The sequence below is a fragment of the Streptomyces sp. HP-A2021 genome (genome assembly GCF_022807935.1).
Lineage (GTDB): Bacteria > Actinomycetota > Actinomycetes > Streptomycetales > Streptomycetaceae > Streptomyces > Streptomyces afghaniensis.
Map to the genome: position 1 here is coordinate 8,297,473 of NZ_CP094344.1, position 17,549 is coordinate 8,315,021.

Annotated in this window: 20 protein-coding genes and 1 riboswitch; of the genes, 5 read left to right on the forward strand and 15 right to left on the reverse strand. The window is 72.0% G+C overall.

Going from position 1 to position 17,549, the window contains the following annotated elements:
• Positions 1-45 precede the first annotated feature (45 nt).
• Positions 46-2,613, reverse strand: coding sequence for an FtsX-like permease family protein (locus MQE23_RS37495; protein ID WP_020270801.1), 2,568 nt, complete (start codon positions 2,611-2,613; stop codon positions 46-48).
• 4 nt (positions 2,614-2,617) lie between these two features.
• Positions 2,618-3,433 (reverse strand): ABC transporter ATP-binding protein, encoded by an 816-nt coding sequence (locus MQE23_RS37500; RefSeq protein ID WP_037667674.1) that lies wholly within the window; start codon positions 3,431-3,433, stop codon positions 2,618-2,620.
• Positions 3,434-3,567: 134 nt separating this feature from the next.
• Between MQE23_RS37500 and MQE23_RS37505 the strand changes: the two genes are divergently transcribed.
• Both MQE23_RS37505 and MQE23_RS37510 read left to right on the forward strand, forming a co-directional pair.
• Positions 3,568-3,807: a hypothetical protein gene (locus MQE23_RS37505; RefSeq protein ID WP_020270799.1), complete on the forward strand. Its 240-nt coding sequence runs from the start codon at positions 3,568-3,570 to the stop codon at positions 3,805-3,807.
• 4 nt (positions 3,808-3,811) lie between these two features.
• A complete protein-coding gene (locus tag MQE23_RS37510) occupies positions 3,812-4,186 on the forward strand; it encodes a hypothetical protein (RefSeq protein WP_010041116.1) in 375 nt (124 codons plus the stop codon).
• Between the two features lie 8 nt (positions 4,187-4,194).
• Here MQE23_RS37510 and MQE23_RS37515 read toward each other — a convergent pair whose 3' ends face one another.
• The 6 genes from MQE23_RS37515 to bioB all read right to left on the reverse strand — a co-directional run bounded on the left by MQE23_RS37515 (position 4,195) and on the right by bioB (position 10,069).
• Positions 4,195-4,869, reverse strand: a complete 675-nt coding sequence (locus MQE23_RS37515; protein WP_020270798.1) for a class I SAM-dependent methyltransferase — start codon at positions 4,867-4,869, stop codon at positions 4,195-4,197.
• A 69-nt stretch (positions 4,870-4,938) separates the two neighbouring features.
• Entirely contained in the window at positions 4,939-5,886 is a 948-nt protein-coding gene (locus MQE23_RS37520; RefSeq protein ID WP_243381454.1) for an endonuclease/exonuclease/phosphatase family protein, read from the reverse strand.
• A 5-nt stretch (positions 5,887-5,891) separates the two neighbouring features.
• Complete coding sequence (gene bla, locus MQE23_RS37525; RefSeq protein ID WP_243381455.1) at positions 5,892-6,791, reverse strand: class A beta-lactamase; 900 nt, start codon at positions 6,789-6,791, stop codon at positions 5,892-5,894.
• An 84-nt stretch (positions 6,792-6,875) separates the two neighbouring features.
• Complete coding sequence (bioD, locus tag MQE23_RS37530) at positions 6,876-7,601, reverse strand: dethiobiotin synthase (RefSeq protein ID WP_243381456.1); 726 nt, start codon at positions 7,599-7,601, stop codon at positions 6,876-6,878.
• 1 nt (position 7,602) lies between these two features.
• Positions 7,603-8,883, reverse strand: coding sequence for an adenosylmethionine--8-amino-7-oxononanoate transaminase (locus tag MQE23_RS37535; protein ID WP_243381457.1), 1,281 nt, complete (start codon positions 8,881-8,883; stop codon positions 7,603-7,605).
• Entirely contained in the window at positions 8,876-10,069 is a 1,194-nt protein-coding gene (bioB, locus tag MQE23_RS37540; protein ID WP_020270793.1) for a biotin synthase BioB, read from the reverse strand. Before bioB ends, MQE23_RS37535 begins: the two co-directional genes overlap by 8 nt.
• Positions 10,070-10,219: 150 nt before the next feature.
• On the opposite strand from bioB, the gene MQE23_RS37545 reads away from it, so the two are divergent.
• Positions 10,220-11,347 carry an 8-amino-7-oxononanoate synthase gene (locus tag MQE23_RS37545; RefSeq protein WP_243381458.1) on the forward strand — a complete coding sequence of 376 codons (1,128 nt, stop codon included), beginning with the start codon at positions 10,220-10,222 and terminating at the stop codon, positions 11,345-11,347.
• A 64-nt stretch (positions 11,348-11,411) separates the two neighbouring features.
• On the opposite strand, the gene MQE23_RS37550 is transcribed toward MQE23_RS37545, so the two are convergent.
• Entirely contained in the window at positions 11,412-11,642 is a 231-nt protein-coding gene (locus MQE23_RS37550) for a DUF397 domain-containing protein (RefSeq protein ID WP_037667669.1), read from the reverse strand.
• A gap of 9 nt (positions 11,643-11,651) precedes the next feature.
• Complete coding sequence (locus tag MQE23_RS37555) at positions 11,652-12,512, reverse strand: helix-turn-helix transcriptional regulator (protein WP_020270790.1); 861 nt, start codon at positions 12,510-12,512, stop codon at positions 11,652-11,654.
• Between the two features lie 213 nt (positions 12,513-12,725).
• On the opposite strand from MQE23_RS37555, the gene MQE23_RS37560 reads away from it, so the two are divergent.
• Positions 12,726-13,184 carry an ATP-binding protein gene (locus MQE23_RS37560; RefSeq protein ID WP_037667667.1) on the forward strand — a complete coding sequence of 153 codons (459 nt, stop codon included), beginning with the start codon at positions 12,726-12,728 and terminating at the stop codon, positions 13,182-13,184.
• Between the two features lie 2 nt (positions 13,185-13,186).
• Here the strand turns inward: MQE23_RS37560 and MQE23_RS37565 are convergent, their stop codons facing one another.
• The gene (locus MQE23_RS37565; protein WP_037667666.1) at positions 13,187-14,113 is read right to left on the reverse strand and encodes a LysR family transcriptional regulator; all 927 of its coding nucleotides are present in this window, start codon (positions 14,111-14,113) and stop codon (positions 13,187-13,189) included.
• 92 nt (positions 14,114-14,205) lie between these two features.
• Between MQE23_RS37565 and MQE23_RS37570 the strand changes: the two genes are divergently transcribed.
• Positions 14,206-14,835 (forward strand): LysE family translocator, encoded by a 630-nt coding sequence (locus MQE23_RS37570; protein WP_243381459.1) that lies wholly within the window; start codon positions 14,206-14,208, stop codon positions 14,833-14,835.
• Here MQE23_RS37570 and MQE23_RS37575 read toward each other — a convergent pair.
• From MQE23_RS37575 to MQE23_RS37590, 4 genes are all read right to left on the reverse strand, one after another.
• A complete protein-coding gene (locus tag MQE23_RS37575; protein WP_020270787.1) occupies positions 14,771-15,424 on the reverse strand; it encodes a DUF6328 family protein in 654 nt (217 codons plus the stop codon). The two genes, MQE23_RS37570 and MQE23_RS37575, sit on opposite strands and share 65 nt — an antisense overlap.
• A gap of 82 nt (positions 15,425-15,506) precedes the next feature.
• Complete coding sequence (locus MQE23_RS37580; RefSeq protein ID WP_037667665.1) at positions 15,507-15,980, reverse strand: C40 family peptidase; 474 nt, start codon at positions 15,978-15,980, stop codon at positions 15,507-15,509.
• A 3-nt stretch (positions 15,981-15,983) separates the two neighbouring features.
• Positions 15,984-16,196: riboswitch (cyclic di-AMP (ydaO/yuaA leader) on the reverse strand.
• 335 nt (positions 16,197-16,531) lie between these two features.
• Complete coding sequence (locus MQE23_RS37585) at positions 16,532-16,840, reverse strand: hypothetical protein (protein ID WP_020270785.1); 309 nt, start codon at positions 16,838-16,840, stop codon at positions 16,532-16,534.
• A gap of 7 nt (positions 16,841-16,847) precedes the next feature.
• Positions 16,848-17,483, reverse strand: a complete 636-nt coding sequence (locus tag MQE23_RS37590; protein WP_243381460.1) for an ATP-dependent Clp protease proteolytic subunit — start codon at positions 17,481-17,483, stop codon at positions 16,848-16,850.
• Positions 17,484-17,549 lie beyond the last annotated feature (66 nt).

Below are 17,549 nucleotides of genomic sequence, written 5' to 3' on the forward strand. Positions count from 1 at the left end.
AACTCTCCTCACACGGAAGCGACTTGAGTACCCGCCGCGATTCCATCACTCGTGCGCGATGGCCGCCAGTACGTTCATGCGGGAGGCACGCAACGCCGGGAGCAGCGCCGCCACGACCCCCACCACAGCCGAGCCGATCACCACCGCGACGATCGTGGTCCACGGGATCGCGAGGGCCGTCATGCCCTGGAGAGCCAGCACCTCGTGGGTGCACACGCCCCACACCAGCCCCAGCGCGAGCCCCAGGACGGCCCCGAACACCGCGATCACCACCGACTCCAGCCGGATCATACGGCGCAGCTGCCGGCGCGCCAGCCCGATCGCCCGCAGCAGGCCGATCTCCCTGGTGCGCTCGACGACCGACAGCGCGAGGGTGTTGACCACGCCGAGCACCGCGATGATGATCGCCAGTCCCAGCAGCGCGTACACGAGGTACAGCAGGACGGCGATCTGGTCGTGCACCAGCTGTTTGTAGTCGGCCAGGTCCCGCACCTGCACCTGGGGATAGGGGTCCAGGGTCCGCTCCAGGTGCGCGCGCAGGTCGTCGTCGCTCGTGCCGGGGGCGGCGTTGACGTACAGCGCGGAGTCCTGCCCGCCCGGCGCGTACCGCTCCAGGGTGGCGAGGCCGAAGTAGAGCCCGCCCTGCGTGCCGAATCCCTCGGCGGAGTCCTGGTCGGTGAGGGCGCCGACCGTCAGCCCGGCCCTGCGGCCGCCCGGGAACTCCACCGGGACCGTGCTGCCCACCCGTACGCCGTGGTCGCGCGCGAAGTCCCGGTCCATGGCGAGACGCCCGTCCGCGAGCGCGGCCGCCGAGTCCCCTTGTACGTAAGTGATGTTGGCGACCTCGTCGAGCCGCGGATCGTAGCCCGCGGCGGTCGTCTCCACACGGTCGCCGTCCGGGAGCCGCACCGCGACCGGCGTGAACCGCCCCCGCACGACGAGGCCCGCGCCCTCGGTACCGCGCACCTTGTCGGTGACCTCCTCGGGGAACGGCAGGAAGTTGGTGTTCTGGATCACGAAGTCGGCGCCCAGCGTCTTGTCGATCTGCTGGTCGAACGAGCTGGTCATCGAGGCGCTCGCCACCGACATCCCGCCCACCAGGGCGAGGCCCACCATGAGTGCGGCAGCGGTGGCCCCGGTACGGCGGGGATTGCGCAGGGCGTTGCGCTGGCTCATCCGGCCGATCGACCCGAACAACGCGGGGAAGGCCGCGCCGAGCACGCGGATCACCGGGCGCACCAGCAGCGGCCCGGCGATCACGGTCGCGATCAGGGAGAGCACGACACCGAGTCCCAGCAGGGACGCCGCCGACGACGTCTGCTCCGCCACCACGCACCCCACGAGCGCCGCCGCACCGGCGGCCCCGACGACCGCGCCCGCCACCGCACGCACCCGCAGCGGCCGGCCCACCCCGGCGACCTCGGCGTCCGAGAGCGCGGCCATCGGCGACACCCCGGCGGCCCGCCGCGCCGGCAGGTACGCGGCGACGAAGGTGACTCCGAGACCGACGACGTACGCCGTCACGGGCGTCACCCAGCCGATGACCATTTCGCCCGCGTCGATGTTCATGCCGAGCAGGCCCATGAGTTCGATGAGCCCGGCCGCGAGCCCGATGCCGGCGGCGAGTCCCAGCGTGGAGCCGACCAGACCGAGCAGGACGGCCTCGGTGAGCACCGAGCGGCGGACCTGGCGCCGGTCGGCGCCGAGTGCGCGCAGCAGCCCCAGCTCGCGGGTGCGCTGGGCGATGAGCATGGAGAAGGTGTTGACGATCAGGAACACGCCCACCAGCACGGCGATCCCGGCGAAGCCGACCATGACGTACTTGATGACGTCGAGGAATCCGCCCAGCTGCTCGACGTCCGACTTCGCCTGCTCGTCGGCGGTCCTGAAGTCGTAGGTGTGCGCGCCGAGCGCGGCGGCCACGCGCTGTTTGAGCTGCTCGTCGCTGACGCCGTCGGCGGCGTCGACCGAGATGCTGGTGGCGGCCCGCGGGCTGTCCAGCAGCTTCGTCTGCGCGGTGCGGGGGTCGAGGAAGACCAGCGCGGCGCCGGGGTTGGTGGTCGTGAACGTGGCGATGCCGACGACCCGGACCTCGAACGACCCGGGCGGTGCGATCACGGTGAGGGTGTCGCCGATGCGCACGTCCTTGCGGCCGGCGGTCTCCGAGTCGAGCAGCGCCTGCCCGTCGCCGTGCGGGGCGTGCCCGGAGGTCAGCTCCACGGGGCTGCGCTCGGTCGGGTTCCAGGCGGTGCCGAGCGTGGGGGCCCCGGTGGTCGGGCCGACCGGCTCGTTCTCCTCGTCGACGACGGTGAGGCCCTCCACGTCGACCTCGGCGCGTGCCGCCGTGACCCCGTCGACCTGCCGCACGCGTTCGGCGAGAGCGGCCGGCAGGGTGGCCGTCCGGCCGGAGGGCACGGCCTCGTCGAGGTCCTCCTTCGGGCTGACGGTGACATCGGCCGCGGTGGAGGCGAACAGCCGGTCGAACGTACGGCTGACGGTGTCCGAGAAGATCAGGCTGCCCGTGACGAACGCGACGGACAGCAGGACGGCGAGCGCCGAGAGCAGCAGCCGCCCCTTGTGCGCCAGGAAGCTCCTCAGGGTCGCCTTGAGCACGGGATCAGTTCTCCTCGGACGACGCCGGGGTGTCGTCGAAACGGGTCCGGATCACGTCGAACCGCTTCAGGCGTTCCAGCACGGTCTCCGCCGTCGGCCGCCGCATCTCGTCGACGATCCGGCCGTCCCCGAGGAAGAGCACCAGGTCGGAGTGGGCGGCGGCGCCCGGGTCGTGGGTGACCATGACGACGGTCTGCCCGAGCTGGTCCACCGCCTCGCGCAGGAAGCCGAGCACCTCCAGGCCGGCGCGCGAGTCGAGGTTCCCGGTCGGCTCGTCCGCGAAGATCAGCTCGGGGCGGGAGGCCAGCGCCCGCGCACAGGCCACGCGCTGCTGCTGGCCGCCGGAGAGCTGCGACGGCCGGTGCCTGAGCCGGTCCCGCAGGCCGAGGGTGTCGATCACCTGGTCCAGCCACTTCTCGTCGGGCTTCTCGCCCGCGATGTCCATGGGCAGGGTGATGTTCTCCAGCGCGTTCAGGGTCGGGATGAGGTTGAACGACTGGAACATGAACCCGATCCGGTCCCGGCGCAGCCGCGTCAGCTCGCGCTCCTTCAGACCCGTGATCTCCGTGTCGCCGAGCCACACCTGGCCCGCCGAGACGGTGTCGAGCCCCGCCAGGCAGTGCATCAGCGTGGACTTCCCGGAGCCCGACGGCCCCATCACGGCGGTGAAACGGCCGCGGACGATGTCGACGTCCACCGCGTCGAGTGCGAGCACGGCCGTCTCGCCCGAGCCGTACGCCTTGGTCAGACCGCGGGCGCGGGCCGCGATCCCGTCGGCCGACGCGAGGCCGGGGGCGTGCTCCGCAGCAGGTGTGGACAAGGCCGCCTCCTCGTGGTGGACGCCGGATTTCGTCACCTTGCCCGAGGGTAATGTGACGCGGCCCACACTCGTATCCTCCTCGGGTCGGAGTTCCGCCCTTGCCGGTGCTAGCACCTCCGCGCTAGCTTCAAGGTATGGCGAAGACCCAGCTGAACGTGCGAGTCGACGAGGGCACCGCCCGAGCCGCCCGCGAACGCGCCCTGGCCCGCGGCATGAGCGTCAACCGCTACATCGAGGAGCTGGTCAGACAGGACACCGGCGAGGTGGGCCACACGTTCGTGGAGGCCGCCGCAGACTTCATGAAGCAGTACGAGTCCGTCTTCGCCGAGGAGTTCGGCGCAGACCGTGAAGGCACGCGCGAAGGTCGCCACTGAACCCTTGAACAACCTGGAGATCGACCTCGCCTGGCTGCTGATGCTCGCCGAGCAGAAGACCCCGGGAGACCCCCAGGTCACCGACTGGGGAGCCCTCGTCGCCGCCGTCGCACGCCACCAGGCCGCCATATTCGACGTCCCCGTCTACGACAGCCCGCACGCCCGCGCCGCCGCGCTGCTCCAGCTCCTCATCCACGTCCCCGCGCTGGAACGCTCCAACGCCTTGTTCGCCTCCGCCGTCGCCTACGCGTACCTCGTCGCCAGCGGAGCCAAGGTCGTCACCTCACCCGAGCAGGTCCGCGACCTCGCCCGGCTGGTCAAGAGCGGCGAGGCCTCCGTGCGGGACATCGAGCAGGAGCTGCGCCAGTGGAGCCTGTGACCCGGTGACTACGAATTGACCGGCCGCCACGCCGTGCCCAGCACGCAGTACGAGCTGGGCAGCACCGGCCCCTGCTCCGGCAGCAGCACCTGCCGGTAGGGGCCGAGTTCGAACCCGGCGTCCCGCAGCGCCCGCACCGGCTCCCGCGCCAGGTGGCAGCCTCCGCTCAGCACCGGCCACACCGTCCGGTCCAGCGCGTGCTGCGTGAAGGTCATCACACGGCCGCCGCCCCGGCCGTGCTCGAAGAACCGCACCTCACCGCCCGGCCGCAGCACCCGCCGGAGTTCCCCGAGGGCCCGGGGCACGTCCCGCACGCTGCACAGCACCAGCGACACCACGGCCGCGTCGAAGCCCTCGCTCTTGACCGGCAGCGCCTCGGCCGCACCCGGCACCACGTCCACCGGCACCTCCGCGCGCAGGGCGGCCTCCACGGCCAGCTGCCGCAGCCGCCGCTCCGGCTCGATGGCCACGACCTCCGCGACGGTGCCCGGGTAGTGCGCGAAGTTCAGCCCGTTGCCCGCGCCGATCTCGATCACCCGCCCGGACAGCCCGGCGAGCAGCCTCTCGCGCATCCGGCCCACGCCCATCCGGGTCTCGGCGGTGACGCTGACCCGGGCGTAGCAGCGGGCGAACAGCGGATGGTGCACGGCATCCCGCGGCACCTTGCCGGAGCGGAGCGGCATGGGGACCTCCCGGATGAGGCTGGCCTTACCCCGATTGTCCCCCGGGCGGGCCCGGCGCACCCCTGCCGGCTACCGCAGGAGTACGCGGCCCAGCACCGGCCGATGGTCACTCCCCGTCGCGTCCAGCGCCGACACCTTTGTCACCGCGACGCCCCTGCCCAGCACCTGGTCGATCCTCGCCACCGGCAGGGAAGCCGGCCAGCTGAACGCGAACCCCGAGGGCGGGGCGTGCAGTCGGGAGGTGAGCGGACCGAGCCCCCGGTCCTGCACCGTGCCGTTGAGATCGCCGACCACCAGGAGCCGGTCGGCCGGGTCGTCCGCGATCCGTGCCCCGAGCAGCGCCGCACTCTCGTCACGGGCCGCCGAGGCGAACCCCGTCGGACCCAGCCGGACGGACGGCAGGTGGACCACGTACACCGCGACCTCCCCGCCGGGCGCGGACACCGTGGCTCGTAGCGCGCGCCGCCAGCTCTTCGGGAAGCCCTCGGGCCGGACGTCCACCGGCCGCACATCCGACAGGGGCCAGGCCGACCAGAGCCCGACCGTGCCGTGGACCGCCCGGTACGGGTGGGAGGCGCCCAGGACGTCCTGGTACTCGGGCCGCGCCGCGGGCGTGAGCTCCTGCACGGCCACCAGGCCCGCACGGGTCGCGAGCAGCGCGCGTGCCGTGCCGGAGGGGTCGGCGTTGTCGTCGGCCACGTTGTGCTGGACGACGGTCAGGTCGTACGACTCCGGCGGCGAGGAGAACCACAGCCCGCCGAACATCCACAGCCAGACCGCCACGGGCACCAGGCAGGCGAGCAGTCCCGCCGCCGACCGCCCGAGCACGGCGAGGCAGCCGAGGAGCGGCACGGCCAGGCCCAGCCACGGCAGGAACGTCTCCAGGAGGCTCCCGAGACGCCCGACCCCGTTGGGCACGGCGGAGTGCAGGGCCGGCAGACCGGCGACACCGACCGCGCCCGCGACGAGCCAGGCGTCCCACCGCCGCCCGGCTCGCCGCTCTCCTCGGTCGTCCACGGGTTCTAGCCGAGTTCCGTTGCCAGCAACGCGGCCGCCTCGGCCACCAGCGGGTTGTCGGCCGGGGCGTCCTCCTCCGGCTGGGTGGTCAGGACGGACATCACGATCGGCGGCCCGTCCGGCGGCCAGGTGATGCCCACGTCGTTGTTGCCGCCGTATCGTCCGCCGCCGGTCTTGTCGGCGATCAGCCAGTCGGCGGGCAGGGCCTTGCGGAACTTCTCGGTGCTGGTGGTGTTGCGGAGCAGCCAGTCCGTGAGCCGTGCGCGGTCCCGGGGCTCCAGCGCGTCGCCGAGCACGAGACGGGCGTAGGACAGGCCGATCGCGCGCGGAGTGGTCGTGTCGGTCGTGCGCCACGGTTCCGCGCTGTTGAGTTCGGGCTCCCACCGGTCGAGTCGGGTGACACCGTCACCGATCGAGCGGGCGAAGCGCGTGATGGCGGTGGGCCCGCCCAGCTCCTTCAGGAGCAGATTGCCCGCGGTGTTGTCGCTGAAGCGAATGGTGGCGTCGCACAGTTCGCCGACGGTCATGCCGGTCGCGACGTTGTCCTCGGTGATGGGGGAGTAGCCCGACTTCGTGACGTAGTCCTGGGTGTAGTGGATGCGCCGCGCCAGGAACTCGCCGTCGCGATCGAGGTCGCGCAGGACGGCCGCGGCGGCGAGCGTCTTGAACACCGAGGCCATCGGGAAGCGTTCACCGGCCCGGTACGCCACCGTCCGGCCCGTGCGCAGATTGCGGGCGTACACGCCCAGCCGGGCGGTGTGCTCCCGCTCCAGTTTCCTCAGCCGTGCGGTGACGCCGCCTGTGCCGGGTAAGGCTTGGGCCGTGCCGCCGCCCAGCGAGAGAGCGGCGGCGGCGCCCAGCGCGAGGGCCGTGCGGCGGGACGGGCGTAGGTGTGTGGTGTGCACGGTGTTCCCTTCGGAGGTGATCACGTACGTAGTCCAACACGCGATCACATCCGCGCCGGTTTCACCGCGCGCCCGCCGAAACTCTCAGAACGCCGGGGGCGCCTGACGCACCTGGAACGCCTCCGCGTCCCACGTACCGTCCAGGCGCGGCGCCAGCCAGTGCGGCGCGGCCGCCCGGAAGGCGGCGGGGGAGAGGGCCCCCGACCCGGCGGGAACGGAGCCCAGCAGCGGTGCCCCGGCCACGTCCGGCAGGTCCGCGAGATTGCAGCGCGAGGCGAGGTCCGGCGCGGCGGGCCAGCTCCCGATCACGATCCCCGCCGGGTCCAGCCCCCGGGCGCGGAGCTCACGTGCCGTCAGCTCCGTCGTGTTCAGGGTGCCGAGCCCCGCCGAGGCCACGACCAGTACCGGCGCCGAGAGCAGCCGGGCCGCGTCCGCAAGGGTGCCGCCGGCCGGATCGAAACGTACGAGCAGGCCGCCCGCGCCTTCGACCAGCACCAGGTCGTGCTCGGTGGCCAGCTTGGCGGCGGCCTCCGCGACCTCGTGCGGGTGCACGGGGGCGCGACCGGCCCGGCGGGCTGCCGTGGCGGGCGCCAACGGCTCGGGATAGCGGGCGAGTTCCGCCGTCGTCACTCCACCCGCGAGCCGCGCGACCTCGGCGGCGTCCCCCGGCTCGTCCGGCCGTACGCCCGTCTGCGCGGCCTTCAGCACGGCCACCGAACGGCCGGCCGCCAGCGCCGTCGCGGCCACCGCGGCGGTCACGACCGTCTTGCCGACCTCCGTGCCCGTGCCCGTGATCACCAGTACCGACATGTCATCCCTCCCGCGCCGCCGCGCACACCGCCCGCGCGATCCGCGCCACGTCCGCGTCGCCCGTGACGTACGGCGGCATCGTGTAGATCAGATCGCGGAACGGCCGCAGCCACACGCCCTCGCGTACGGCCGCCTGCGTGGCCGCCTTCATGTCCACCTCGTGGTCGAGCTGCACCACCCCGATGGCGCCGAGGACCCGCACGTCCTTCACGCCCGGCAGGTCCGAGGCCGCCGCGAGCCCGTCCCGCAGCCCCGTCTCGATCCGCTTGACCTCCGTGCGCCAGTCCTGGCCGAGCAGCAGCTCGATCGAGGCGCAGGCCACCGCCGCCGCCAGCGGATTGCCCATGAAGGTCGGGCCGTGCGCGAGCACCGGCACCTCGCCCCGCGAGATGCCGTCGGCCACCCGCGGGGTGCACAGCGTCGCCGCCATGGTCATGTATCCGCCGGTGAGCGCCTTGCCCAGGCACATCACGTCCGGTGTCACGGCCGCGTGCTCCGCCGCGACCAGCGCGCCGGTGCGGCCGAAGCCGGTCGCGATCTCGTCGAACACCAGCAGCACGTCGTGCGCGTCGCACGCCTCGCGCAGCACCCGCAGATAGGCGGGGGAGTGGAACCGCATCCCTCCCGCGCCCTGCACCACCGGCTCCACGATCACCGCGGCCAGCTCGTCGGCATGCCGCTCGATCGACGCGCGCAACAGTTCGGCGTACGACTCCTCGTACGCGGCCGGAGGCGGGTCGACGAACACCTGACGCGGCAGCACCCCGGTCCACAGCTCGTGCATCCCGCCCTCGGGATCGCACACCGACATCGGCTGCCAGGTGTCGCCGTGGTAGCCGCCGCGCCAGGTCAGCAGCCGCTGCTTGCGGGGGCGGCCCAGCGAGCGCCAGTACTGGAGGCACATCTTGACCGCGACCTCGACCGACACGGAGCCGGAGTCGGCGAGGAACACATGCTCGAGCCCCTCGGGCGACATGTCGACAAGGAGCTTCGCCAGTCGTACGGCGGGCTCGTGGGTGAGCCCGCCGAACATCACGTGGCTCATCCGATCCAGTTGCCCGCGCGCCGCCTCGTTGAGCACCGGGTGGTTGTAGCCGTGGATCGCCGACCACCAGGACGACATGCCGTCGACCAGCTCTCCCGAGCCGTCGGCGAGCCGCAGCCGCACCCCGCTCGCCGACTCCACGACGAGCGGTTCCTGCCGGCCGGGCATCGGGCCGTACGGGTGCCACACGTGTCGGCGGTCGAGCTCCAGCAGTTCGGGCACCATCAGCTCAGGCATTGGGCGCGAGATCCGTTCCGGCGCCCCGGCGGCGGACGGCGACCAGGTCGGTCCGGGGATCGGCGGCCGTCCGGGGCTCGGCGGCCGTGCTGGGCTCCGCGGCCTCCGGGGCGGCAGCGGAACCGCAGACTCCGCCCCCCTCGGAACCGCAGCCTCCGCCGCCGTCGTGACAGCCCCCGGCCGCGCGGTGCTCCGGCAGTGTCACCTGGTCGGTGCCCTCCACCTCGAACCCGGCGTCCGCGATCATCTCCAGGTCGGCCTTGCCCGCCTGGCCCTCACTGGTGAGGTAGTCACCGAGGAAGATCGAGTTGGCCAGGTGCAGGGCGAGCGGCTGCATCGTGCGCAGATGGACCTCGCGCCCGCCCGCGATCCGCACCTCGACGTCCGGGCACACGAACCGCGTCATGGCCAGGATCCGCAGGCAGCGCTGCGGCGTCAGGTTCCACTCCTTGCCCAGCGGGGTGCCCTCGAACGGGATCAGGAAGTTGACCGGAACCGAGTCCGGGTCCAGTTCGCGCAGCGAGTAGACGACGTCGACCAGGTCCTCGTCCGACTCGCCCATGCCGGCGATCAGCCCGGAGCAGGCGGACAGCCCTGCCGCGTGGGCCTTCTCGACGGTGTCCACGCGGTCGGCGTAGGTGTGGGTGGTGGTGATCTCCCCGTACGTCGCCTCGGACGTGTTGAGGTTGTGGTTGTAGGCGTCGGCGCCCGCCTCGCGCAGCCGCTCGGCCTGTCCGTCGGAGAGCAGCCCGAGGCAGGCGCACACCTCGACGCCCTCGTTGTTCTCCTTGATGGCCTTGATCGTCTCGGAGACCCGGTCCACGTCCCGGTCGGTCGGGCCGCGCCCGCTGGCCACGAGGCACACCCGCTTGGCGCCCCCGGCCACCCCGGCCGCCGCCGCGTCGGAGGCCTGGTCGGGTTTGAGCCAGGTGTACTTCAGGATTCCGGCCTGGGAGCCGAGCCGCTGCGAACAGTACGAGCAGTCCTCGGGACACAGCCCGGACTTCAGGTTGACGAGATAGTTGAGTTTCACCCGCCGGCCGAACCAGTGCCGGCGCACTTTCCCGGCCGCGGCCACCACATCGAGCAGGTCGTCGTCGGACGTCGCGAGGACGGCCAGCGCCTCTTCGCGGGTCGGCAGCTCGCGCCGAAGCCCCTTGTCCACCAGCGTGTTCAGCAGGTCCATGGGAGCCGATCCTGTCGTACGGAGCCGCCCGGGGCCAAGGAGAGTTCGTACAACAGAGCCGCTTCGAGGTGTGGGTATTGCCACACAGTGACCTGCTGGAGGTCCCGCTAGTGTCTGTGCACTGCCTACAAATTCCCCGGAGGATCCCCCATGGCGTTCGGCTGGATCGACGAGCAGGCGCGGCTGCGCCGCCGTGCCGGACTCGTACGGACCCTGCGCCCCCGTCCGGCCGTTTCGCCGCTCCTCGACCTGGCGAGCAACGACTACCTGGGACTGGCCCACCACCCCGAGGTCACCGAGGGTGCGGCCCGGGCCGCACGGCTCTGGGGCGGCGGCTCGACCGGCTCCCGGCTCGTCACCGGCAGCACCGAACTGCACGCCGAACTCGAACAGGAACTGGCCGATTTCTGCGGTGCCGAGGCGGCCCTCGTCTTCTCCTCCGGCTACGCGGCCAACCTCGCGGCGGTCACCGCGCTGGCCCCGCACGGCTCCCTCATCGTCTCCGACGCGGGCAACCACGCCTCGCTCATCGACGGCTGCCGGCTGGCCCGCGGCACCACACAGGTGGTGGCGCACGCCGAGCCGGAGGCCGTGCGCAAGGCGCTGCACACGCATGAGGGCACGGCGATCACCGTGTCCGACACGGTCTTCTCGGTCGACGGCGACGCGGCCCCGCTCGCCGCGCTCGCCGGGGCGTGCCGGGAGCACGGCGCCGGACTGGTGGTGGACGACGCCCACGGCCTGGGCGTCCTCGGCGACGGCGGCCGCGGCGCCCCGCACGCGGCGGGGCTCGCGGGCGCCGACGACGTGGTCGTGACGGTCACGCTGTCCAAGTCGCTCGGCAGCCAGGGCGGAGCCGTCCTCGGCCCGGCCCGGGTGATCGACCACCTGGTCAACGCGGCACGGACGTTCATCTTCGACACGGGGCTCGCCCCCGCGGCGGCGGGGGCGGCCCTGTCGGCTCTGCGCCTGCTGCGCCGCGAGCCGGAGCGCGCGGCACGGGCCCGTGCGGTGGCGGGCGAGTTGTACGCACGCCTGACCGCCACGGGTCTGGAAGCGGTACGTCCGGACGCCGCGGTGGTCTCGGTGCGGGCGCCCTCTCCCGAGGACGCCGTGCGCTGGGCGGCCGAGTGCCGCGCGGCGGGCCTGGCCGTGGGCTGCTTCCGTCCTCCTTCCGTGCCCGACGGCATCTCACGGCTCAGGCTGACCGCCCGCGCGGACCTGACCGGGGAACAGATCGAACGCGCTGTACGACTGATCGGCGAGACGCGGCCATGAGTCGGCGTGACACGGCCGGGCGTCGCTCGACGACGGACTGAGCAGGAGTGGGTTGGGATACGGCTCAGATACGGTCGACCGCGGCCGTGAACTGGGCCCAGCTCCTCGGTGAGAAGAGCAGCGCGGGCCCGGCCGGGTCCTTGGAGTCGCGCACGGCGAGCAGTCCGGCCCAAGGCGGGGCGGCCGGACGGGCGGTCTCGACGCAGTTGTTCGCGCCGGTGCTGTAGCTGCTGCGCAACCACCGCACACCGTGCAGTTCGATGCTTGAGGGGACGTGACGAGGCAGTGCACGCATGGTGCCTCCTTACGCGCCGGCGGCTGTCCCGGCGATGAAATCCAGCGAGTCCTCGGGCGAAAGGGCGTGGATCTGAAGGGCGTTGAAGGCCTCCGTGTAGGCCTGGAGGTCTTCTTTCCGTTCGAGGTAGAGGCTACTCGTCAAGTGGTCGAGAACAACCACATCCAGATCAGATGTGCTCGAAAATGAGAAGATAACAAAAGGTCCCGTGACGCCGATGTGCGCCCCGGCGGCGAACGGCAGCACCTGGAGCCGCACTTGGGGCAGTCGCGCCGCCTCGACCAGCCGTTCGAGCTGCCGGGCCATCACCCCGGGGCCGCCCACCTCCCGCCGCAGCACCGCCTCGTCCAGGACGGCGCTCAGCTCCAGCGGCGGATCCGCGCGCAGCACGTCCTGCCGGGCCAGCCGCACCTCGACCAGCGTGTCGAGCCGGTCCTCCGGCAGGCCCTCCACCGCGGCCTTCGTCACCGCACGGGCGTACTCGGGCGTCTGGAGCAGCCCCGGGACGACCGTGGTCTCCAGCGTGCGCATCGCGCCGGCCTGGGACTCCAGGCTGATGAAGTCCCGGTAGGTCGGCGGGAGCACCCCGCGGTAGGCGTGCCACCAGTGGGTCCGGCCGCCGCTGTCCTCGGACCCCGCCAACACCATGAGCAACTCGCGCAGTTGTCTGTCCGCCACGGCGTACGCGTCGAGAAGTAACCGCACATCGGCCGGTTTCACCCCGCTCGTGCCCGTCTCGATACGGCTGACCTTCGACTGGTGCCAGCCCACCAGCCGGGCCGCCTCACCACTGGTGAGCCCCGCCGAGGTGCGCAGCGCGCGAAGTTCGGCGCCCAGTTTCCGGCGGCGCACCGCGGGACCGTGCTGCATGGGCTACTCCTTACTCCTTCCGAGCCACCCAAATACGGTCTCGCGTGGCAGAGTTCACCGCTTTGAGCGACAGATATATGCATATCTTGGTGGATCGCCGCCCTTCAGGGGTGTTCTGGTGGCACTCTGGCGACGAAGCACCAGTCCGGGACCGTACTCGAACCTTCCGCTCCGTGTCGGACTGCGGTCCCGTGGGAAAGGGACGACGTCGCCATGGCAGACCATTTGGAAGCATCCGTCACTCTGCCGAGCGATCCCGCCTCGGTCTCCGCCGCGCGCGCCTACGTCGTGGGCACGCTGGCGGAGTGGGGCCTGCCGGCGGACACGGAAGTGTCCGACGCCATCCGGCTCATCATCTCCGAACTCGCCACCAACGCCGTCCAGCACACCCTCGGACAGTCGCCCACCTTCACGGTGGACGTCGCACTCGACCGCGACGAACAGCTGCGCATCGGTGTCACGGACAGCCACCCACGACTCCCCAGACGCCTGCCCGCGGCCGTTCAGCAGGACAACGGCCGTGGCCTGGTCATCATTCGCTGGCTGGCCGCGGAATGCGGCGGCCGGCTCCGGATCCGCCCCACCCGCGAGGGCGGCAAGACCATCTCGATCGAACTCCCTTGGACGGTCCCGGCCCAGCCCGTGCCGGCGGCGGGACAGCAGGAGCCGTGAGCTCACCGCGTCTGTGACGTGTGCCGCGCGCGGCCGAACGCCCCGCGCAGCAAGGCCCGGAAGGCCTCCACGGCAGGTGCCGCCTCCGCGCCCCGGTAGGCGACCGAGATCGTACGGCGCAGCTCGCCCGCCCCGAGCGGGCGCACCCCGACCGGCGTGACCGACGTCCGTGCCACCATCTCCGGTACGACGCCCACCCCGAGACCCGCGCTGACCAGCGCACACACCAGCGCATACCCGGGTGTCGAGACCAGGACCGACGGACTGGCCCCGGCCTTCGCCAGCGCCCCCTCCACACCCTGCCGGGACGGATGCTCCGGCGCCATGCTGATCAGCGGCTGACCCGCCAGTTCCGTCAGGGGAAGCCTGGACGTGCCGTCGGCGAGGGCATGACCCGGGGCGGTCACCAGAACCAGTTCCTCGACCAGGACCGGCTCCAGGCGGACGGAGGCGGGCAGCGCCAGCGTGTCGGCGGGCTCGTACGTGTGCGTCAGGGCCAGGTCGATGTCACCGGCGGCCACGGCAGTGACACCGGTCGGCGGCTCGTAGTCGGCGACGGACAGCTCCACATCCGGGTGAGCCCGGCGGAACGCGCTGAGCACCGGCGGCAGCAGGTGGATGCCCGCCGTCTGGAACGTGCCGAGCCTCAGCACGCCGCCCGAGAGCCCGGCCAGCCGGGCCAGTTCGTGGCGGGCCTGCTCCAACTCGTCGAGCACGCGCCGGGCCCGTGCCACCAGCAGTTCGCCCGCGCCCGTCAGCCGCGCCCCGCGGTGATGCCGGACCAGCAACGCGGAGCCCGCCTCCCGCTCCAGCTTCGCCAGCTGCTGGGAGAGCGCGGGCGGGGTGTAGCCGAGGCGCTCGGCGGCCCGGGTGATGGACCCGGCCTCCGCGACGGCGACCAGCGCCGCGAGCCGGGTCGGGTCGTACATGCCGCTGACCTCCACAGACCAAAGCGATGCTTAAGGCTCACCCAGGATATTCGAAGTACCTGCTGAAGGCCCTGGCCCGGCAGGCTGACCGTATGGACGCACAACTCATCGCCTTCACCGGGGTGGCGGCGGGCATGGTCGCCATGCCGGGCGCCGACTTCACCGTCGTCGTACGCAACGCCCTGGTCTCCCGGCGGGCCGGCGTCGCCTGCGCGCTCGGCATCGCGGGCGGGCTGCTCCTGCACACCGCGCTGGCCGTGGCGGGGGTCGCCACGGTCCTGGCCGCCGTGCCCGCGCTGTTCCGCGCGCTCCAGCTGCTGGGCGGCGGCTATGTCCTGTACCTGGGAGCGCGGACGCTGTGGTCGCTGCGCCGGCCCCGTGCCGTGGCCGCCGAAGCCGCCGGGACCGGCTCGTCCGCCGTGCGTCCCCTGCGGCAGGGCTTCGTCACGAACGCCCTGAACCCGAAGGCACCCATCACCTTCCTCAGCCTGCTGCCGCAGTTCGTGCCCGCGGGCAGTCCCGCGCTGCCCCGGACGCTGCTGCTGGCGCTGATCGTGGTGGTCCTCGCCCTGCTGTGGTTCCCGGCTGTGGCGCTGCTGGTGGACCGGCTCGGGCGGTGGCTGCGGGAGCCGCGTGCCGCACGGGCCGTCGAGGGGGTCACCGGCGCCGCGCTGACGCTTCTCGGCGTGCTGCTCCTTCTCGAACCCCTGAGGGCTGCCTGATGGTGCCGCGCAGCGGCGCGGGGATCCGGACGGCGCTCCGGGACGCAGGCTCCTCGGCGGCGGCTTCCGGCCGTCCGTCCTGCTCGGCGTGGTCGCCCTGCGTCTCTTGGCGCAGCCCCGCCCGCCGCACCAGCCGGGGCAGCAGCCCCCACAGGCCGACGCAGACCAGGAACGTCGCCGCGCCCGCGGCGATGCCGCCGGCCCGACTGGTCGTCACATCCACCACCAGCAGGACCGAACCGCTGAAAGCGAACACCAGCACGATCAGACCGGTGGTGGCCAGTCGTGAGGAGACCTGCACGATGCGCGGCTTGGCGCCCTGCTGGAAGAGCGAACGGTGCAGCGCGGCCGGCGCGGTGAACAGGGCCGCGGCCAGGACCGCCAGCAGCAGCGTGATGACGTAGGTGACGCGCTGGGCCGTGTCGAGGGACGTGAAGCGCGAGGTGAACGCGAGCGACAGCAGGAACGCGAACAGGATCTGTACGCCCGTCTGGGTGACCCGGAGCTCCTGGAGCAGCTCGACGAAGTTCCGGTCGGCGCGTTGCAGCGGGGTCTCGCCGCGTGCGGTGCAGGGACGGTGCTCGGCCATGGGGCTACGGGTAACCACTTGAGACCGTGTCACGCTCCGGCGTGCGGCGGCGCGTCAGTGGCACCGCCGCACGCCGGGCGGATCACTTCACGCGCCCGTACCAGACGCTCTTGGTCCAGATCTTCTGCAGCCGCACCACGTCCCCGCTCTTGGGAGCGTGCCAGAGCTTGTTTTTACCCGCGTAGATACCGACGTGGTACACGCTGCTGCCCGAGTGGAAGAACACCAGGTCTCCCGCCTTGCGGTTCTTGGCGGAGATGTGGCGCGTCTTGTTGTACTGCTGGGCGGCCGTGCGGGGGAGTTTCTTGCCCGCTTTCTTGAACGAGTACAGCGTGAGGCCGGAGCAGTCGAACCTGTGCGGGCCGGTGGCCCCGTACTTGTAGGGCGATCCCTTCTTCGAGGCCGCTATCTGGAGTGCCTTGGTCGCCGGTGTGGCTGCCGCTGCCTCGGAGGAGAAGCCGGGAGCCACGATCGTGCCGCCCACGGCGGCGATGGTGAGGGCCGAGGCCGTACCGGCCCGGACCATGAGCGACGGGACACGATTGAGCGCAGTCATGCGCAACCCTTCGTCAGCCGCCTGTGAAGGATGACCTGTCGGATTCGGGCTGACAAAGTTGCCCGGCCGCTGACGCGGCTTCACCCCAAGGGCTGCTCGGACCCGGTCATGGCGTGACCGTCCCGGCGACCCGTCGTGCTTGGGTCCTCCACTCCTGCCGATCCACTCCTGTCGACCGGTCATCCGGGCGGCGGCAGGACTCGGCGTCCGCCCGGACCGCCCCGCCGCTGCGGCGGGGGCTTGTCGTCAGACGGGATCTTGGCTCATGGTTGTCCCGAAATCCCAACGGAACCGGGGATTTGTGTTGTTACTCACCACTCACCCGTTCGGGTGGACACGTCTGTGTTCGAGCCACGGTCCACAGGCCCATTGGCCACCGGACCAGCGATGGAATGTCCCATTCCGCCCCTCGGCCACGCGCGTTGCGCAACTGTGAGGGCCCGAAAAAAGGACTCTCGTCTACTCCGAACAGGGGTACGTCGTTCGGCCCGTTTCGACTCAGGCCCGGACGCTCCGTCGACAGGGCGGGCATCCGGGCCGGTGAGGCCGCGTCAACTGACGGACTCCGGGGGCAGGGTGACGCGGGCCGTGCGCCGCTCGCCGTCCAGCACCCGCAGCGCCCGGCCGAGGGTGGCGGCGTGCAGCTCCGTCTCGCCCCGCTGGTGCATCAGCGTCAGCGCGTCACGCAGCGCGGTCGCCTTGCCCACCAGGGCCTGGGCGGCGCGCAGTCCGCGGTAGGTGTCGCCGGGCAGCGCCGGGTTGATCCGGCCGAGCAGGTCGACGACCTCCAGATAACGGTCGATCAAGTCCGCCTCGGCGCGGGTCAGCGCGGGCAGCGGCGGCAGTTCGGGCGGCAGCACCGGCGGCTCACTCTCCGGTCGGCGGGGCCAGGGTGGCCTTGCGGTTGGGGACGATCCGGTCCACCAGGCCGTACTCCAGCGCCTCCTGGGCGGTGAGGACCTTGTCGCGCTCGATGTCCGCGCTCACCTGCTCCCGGGTGCGGCCCGTGTGCCGGGCGAGCATCTCCTCCATGCGGGTCCGGACACGCGTCAACTCGTCGGCCTGGATCGCCAGATCGTCGGCCTGTCCGCGGACCGGCTCGGGCAGGGCGGGCTGATGGATCACCAGACGCGCGTCCGGCAGCACGGATCGCTTGCCGGGCGTGCCCGCCGCCAGCAGCACCGAGGCGGCCGCGCCGGCCTGGCCCAGGCAGGTCGTCTCCACGTCGCAGGCGACGTACTGCATCGTGTCGTAGATGGCCGTCATGGCGTGGAAGGTGCCGCCGGGGGAGTTGATGTAGAGCGAGATGTCGCGGTCGGGGGCCTGGTGCTCGAGGTACATGAACTGGGCCATCACGTCGTTCGCCGAGGTCTCGTCCACCGGCGCCCCGAGGAAGACGATCCGTCCCTCCAGGAGCTTGGAGTACGGGTCCATCGTCCGTTGCCCGGACGACGTGCGTTCGGTGAACTCGGGCAGCACGTGACGGGCGGACGGTCGGGTCATGGTGAACCCCTCCTCGCGGGCAGAGCCGTCTCCGGCGACGGCTGTCTCTGTAAAAAATGTACAGGA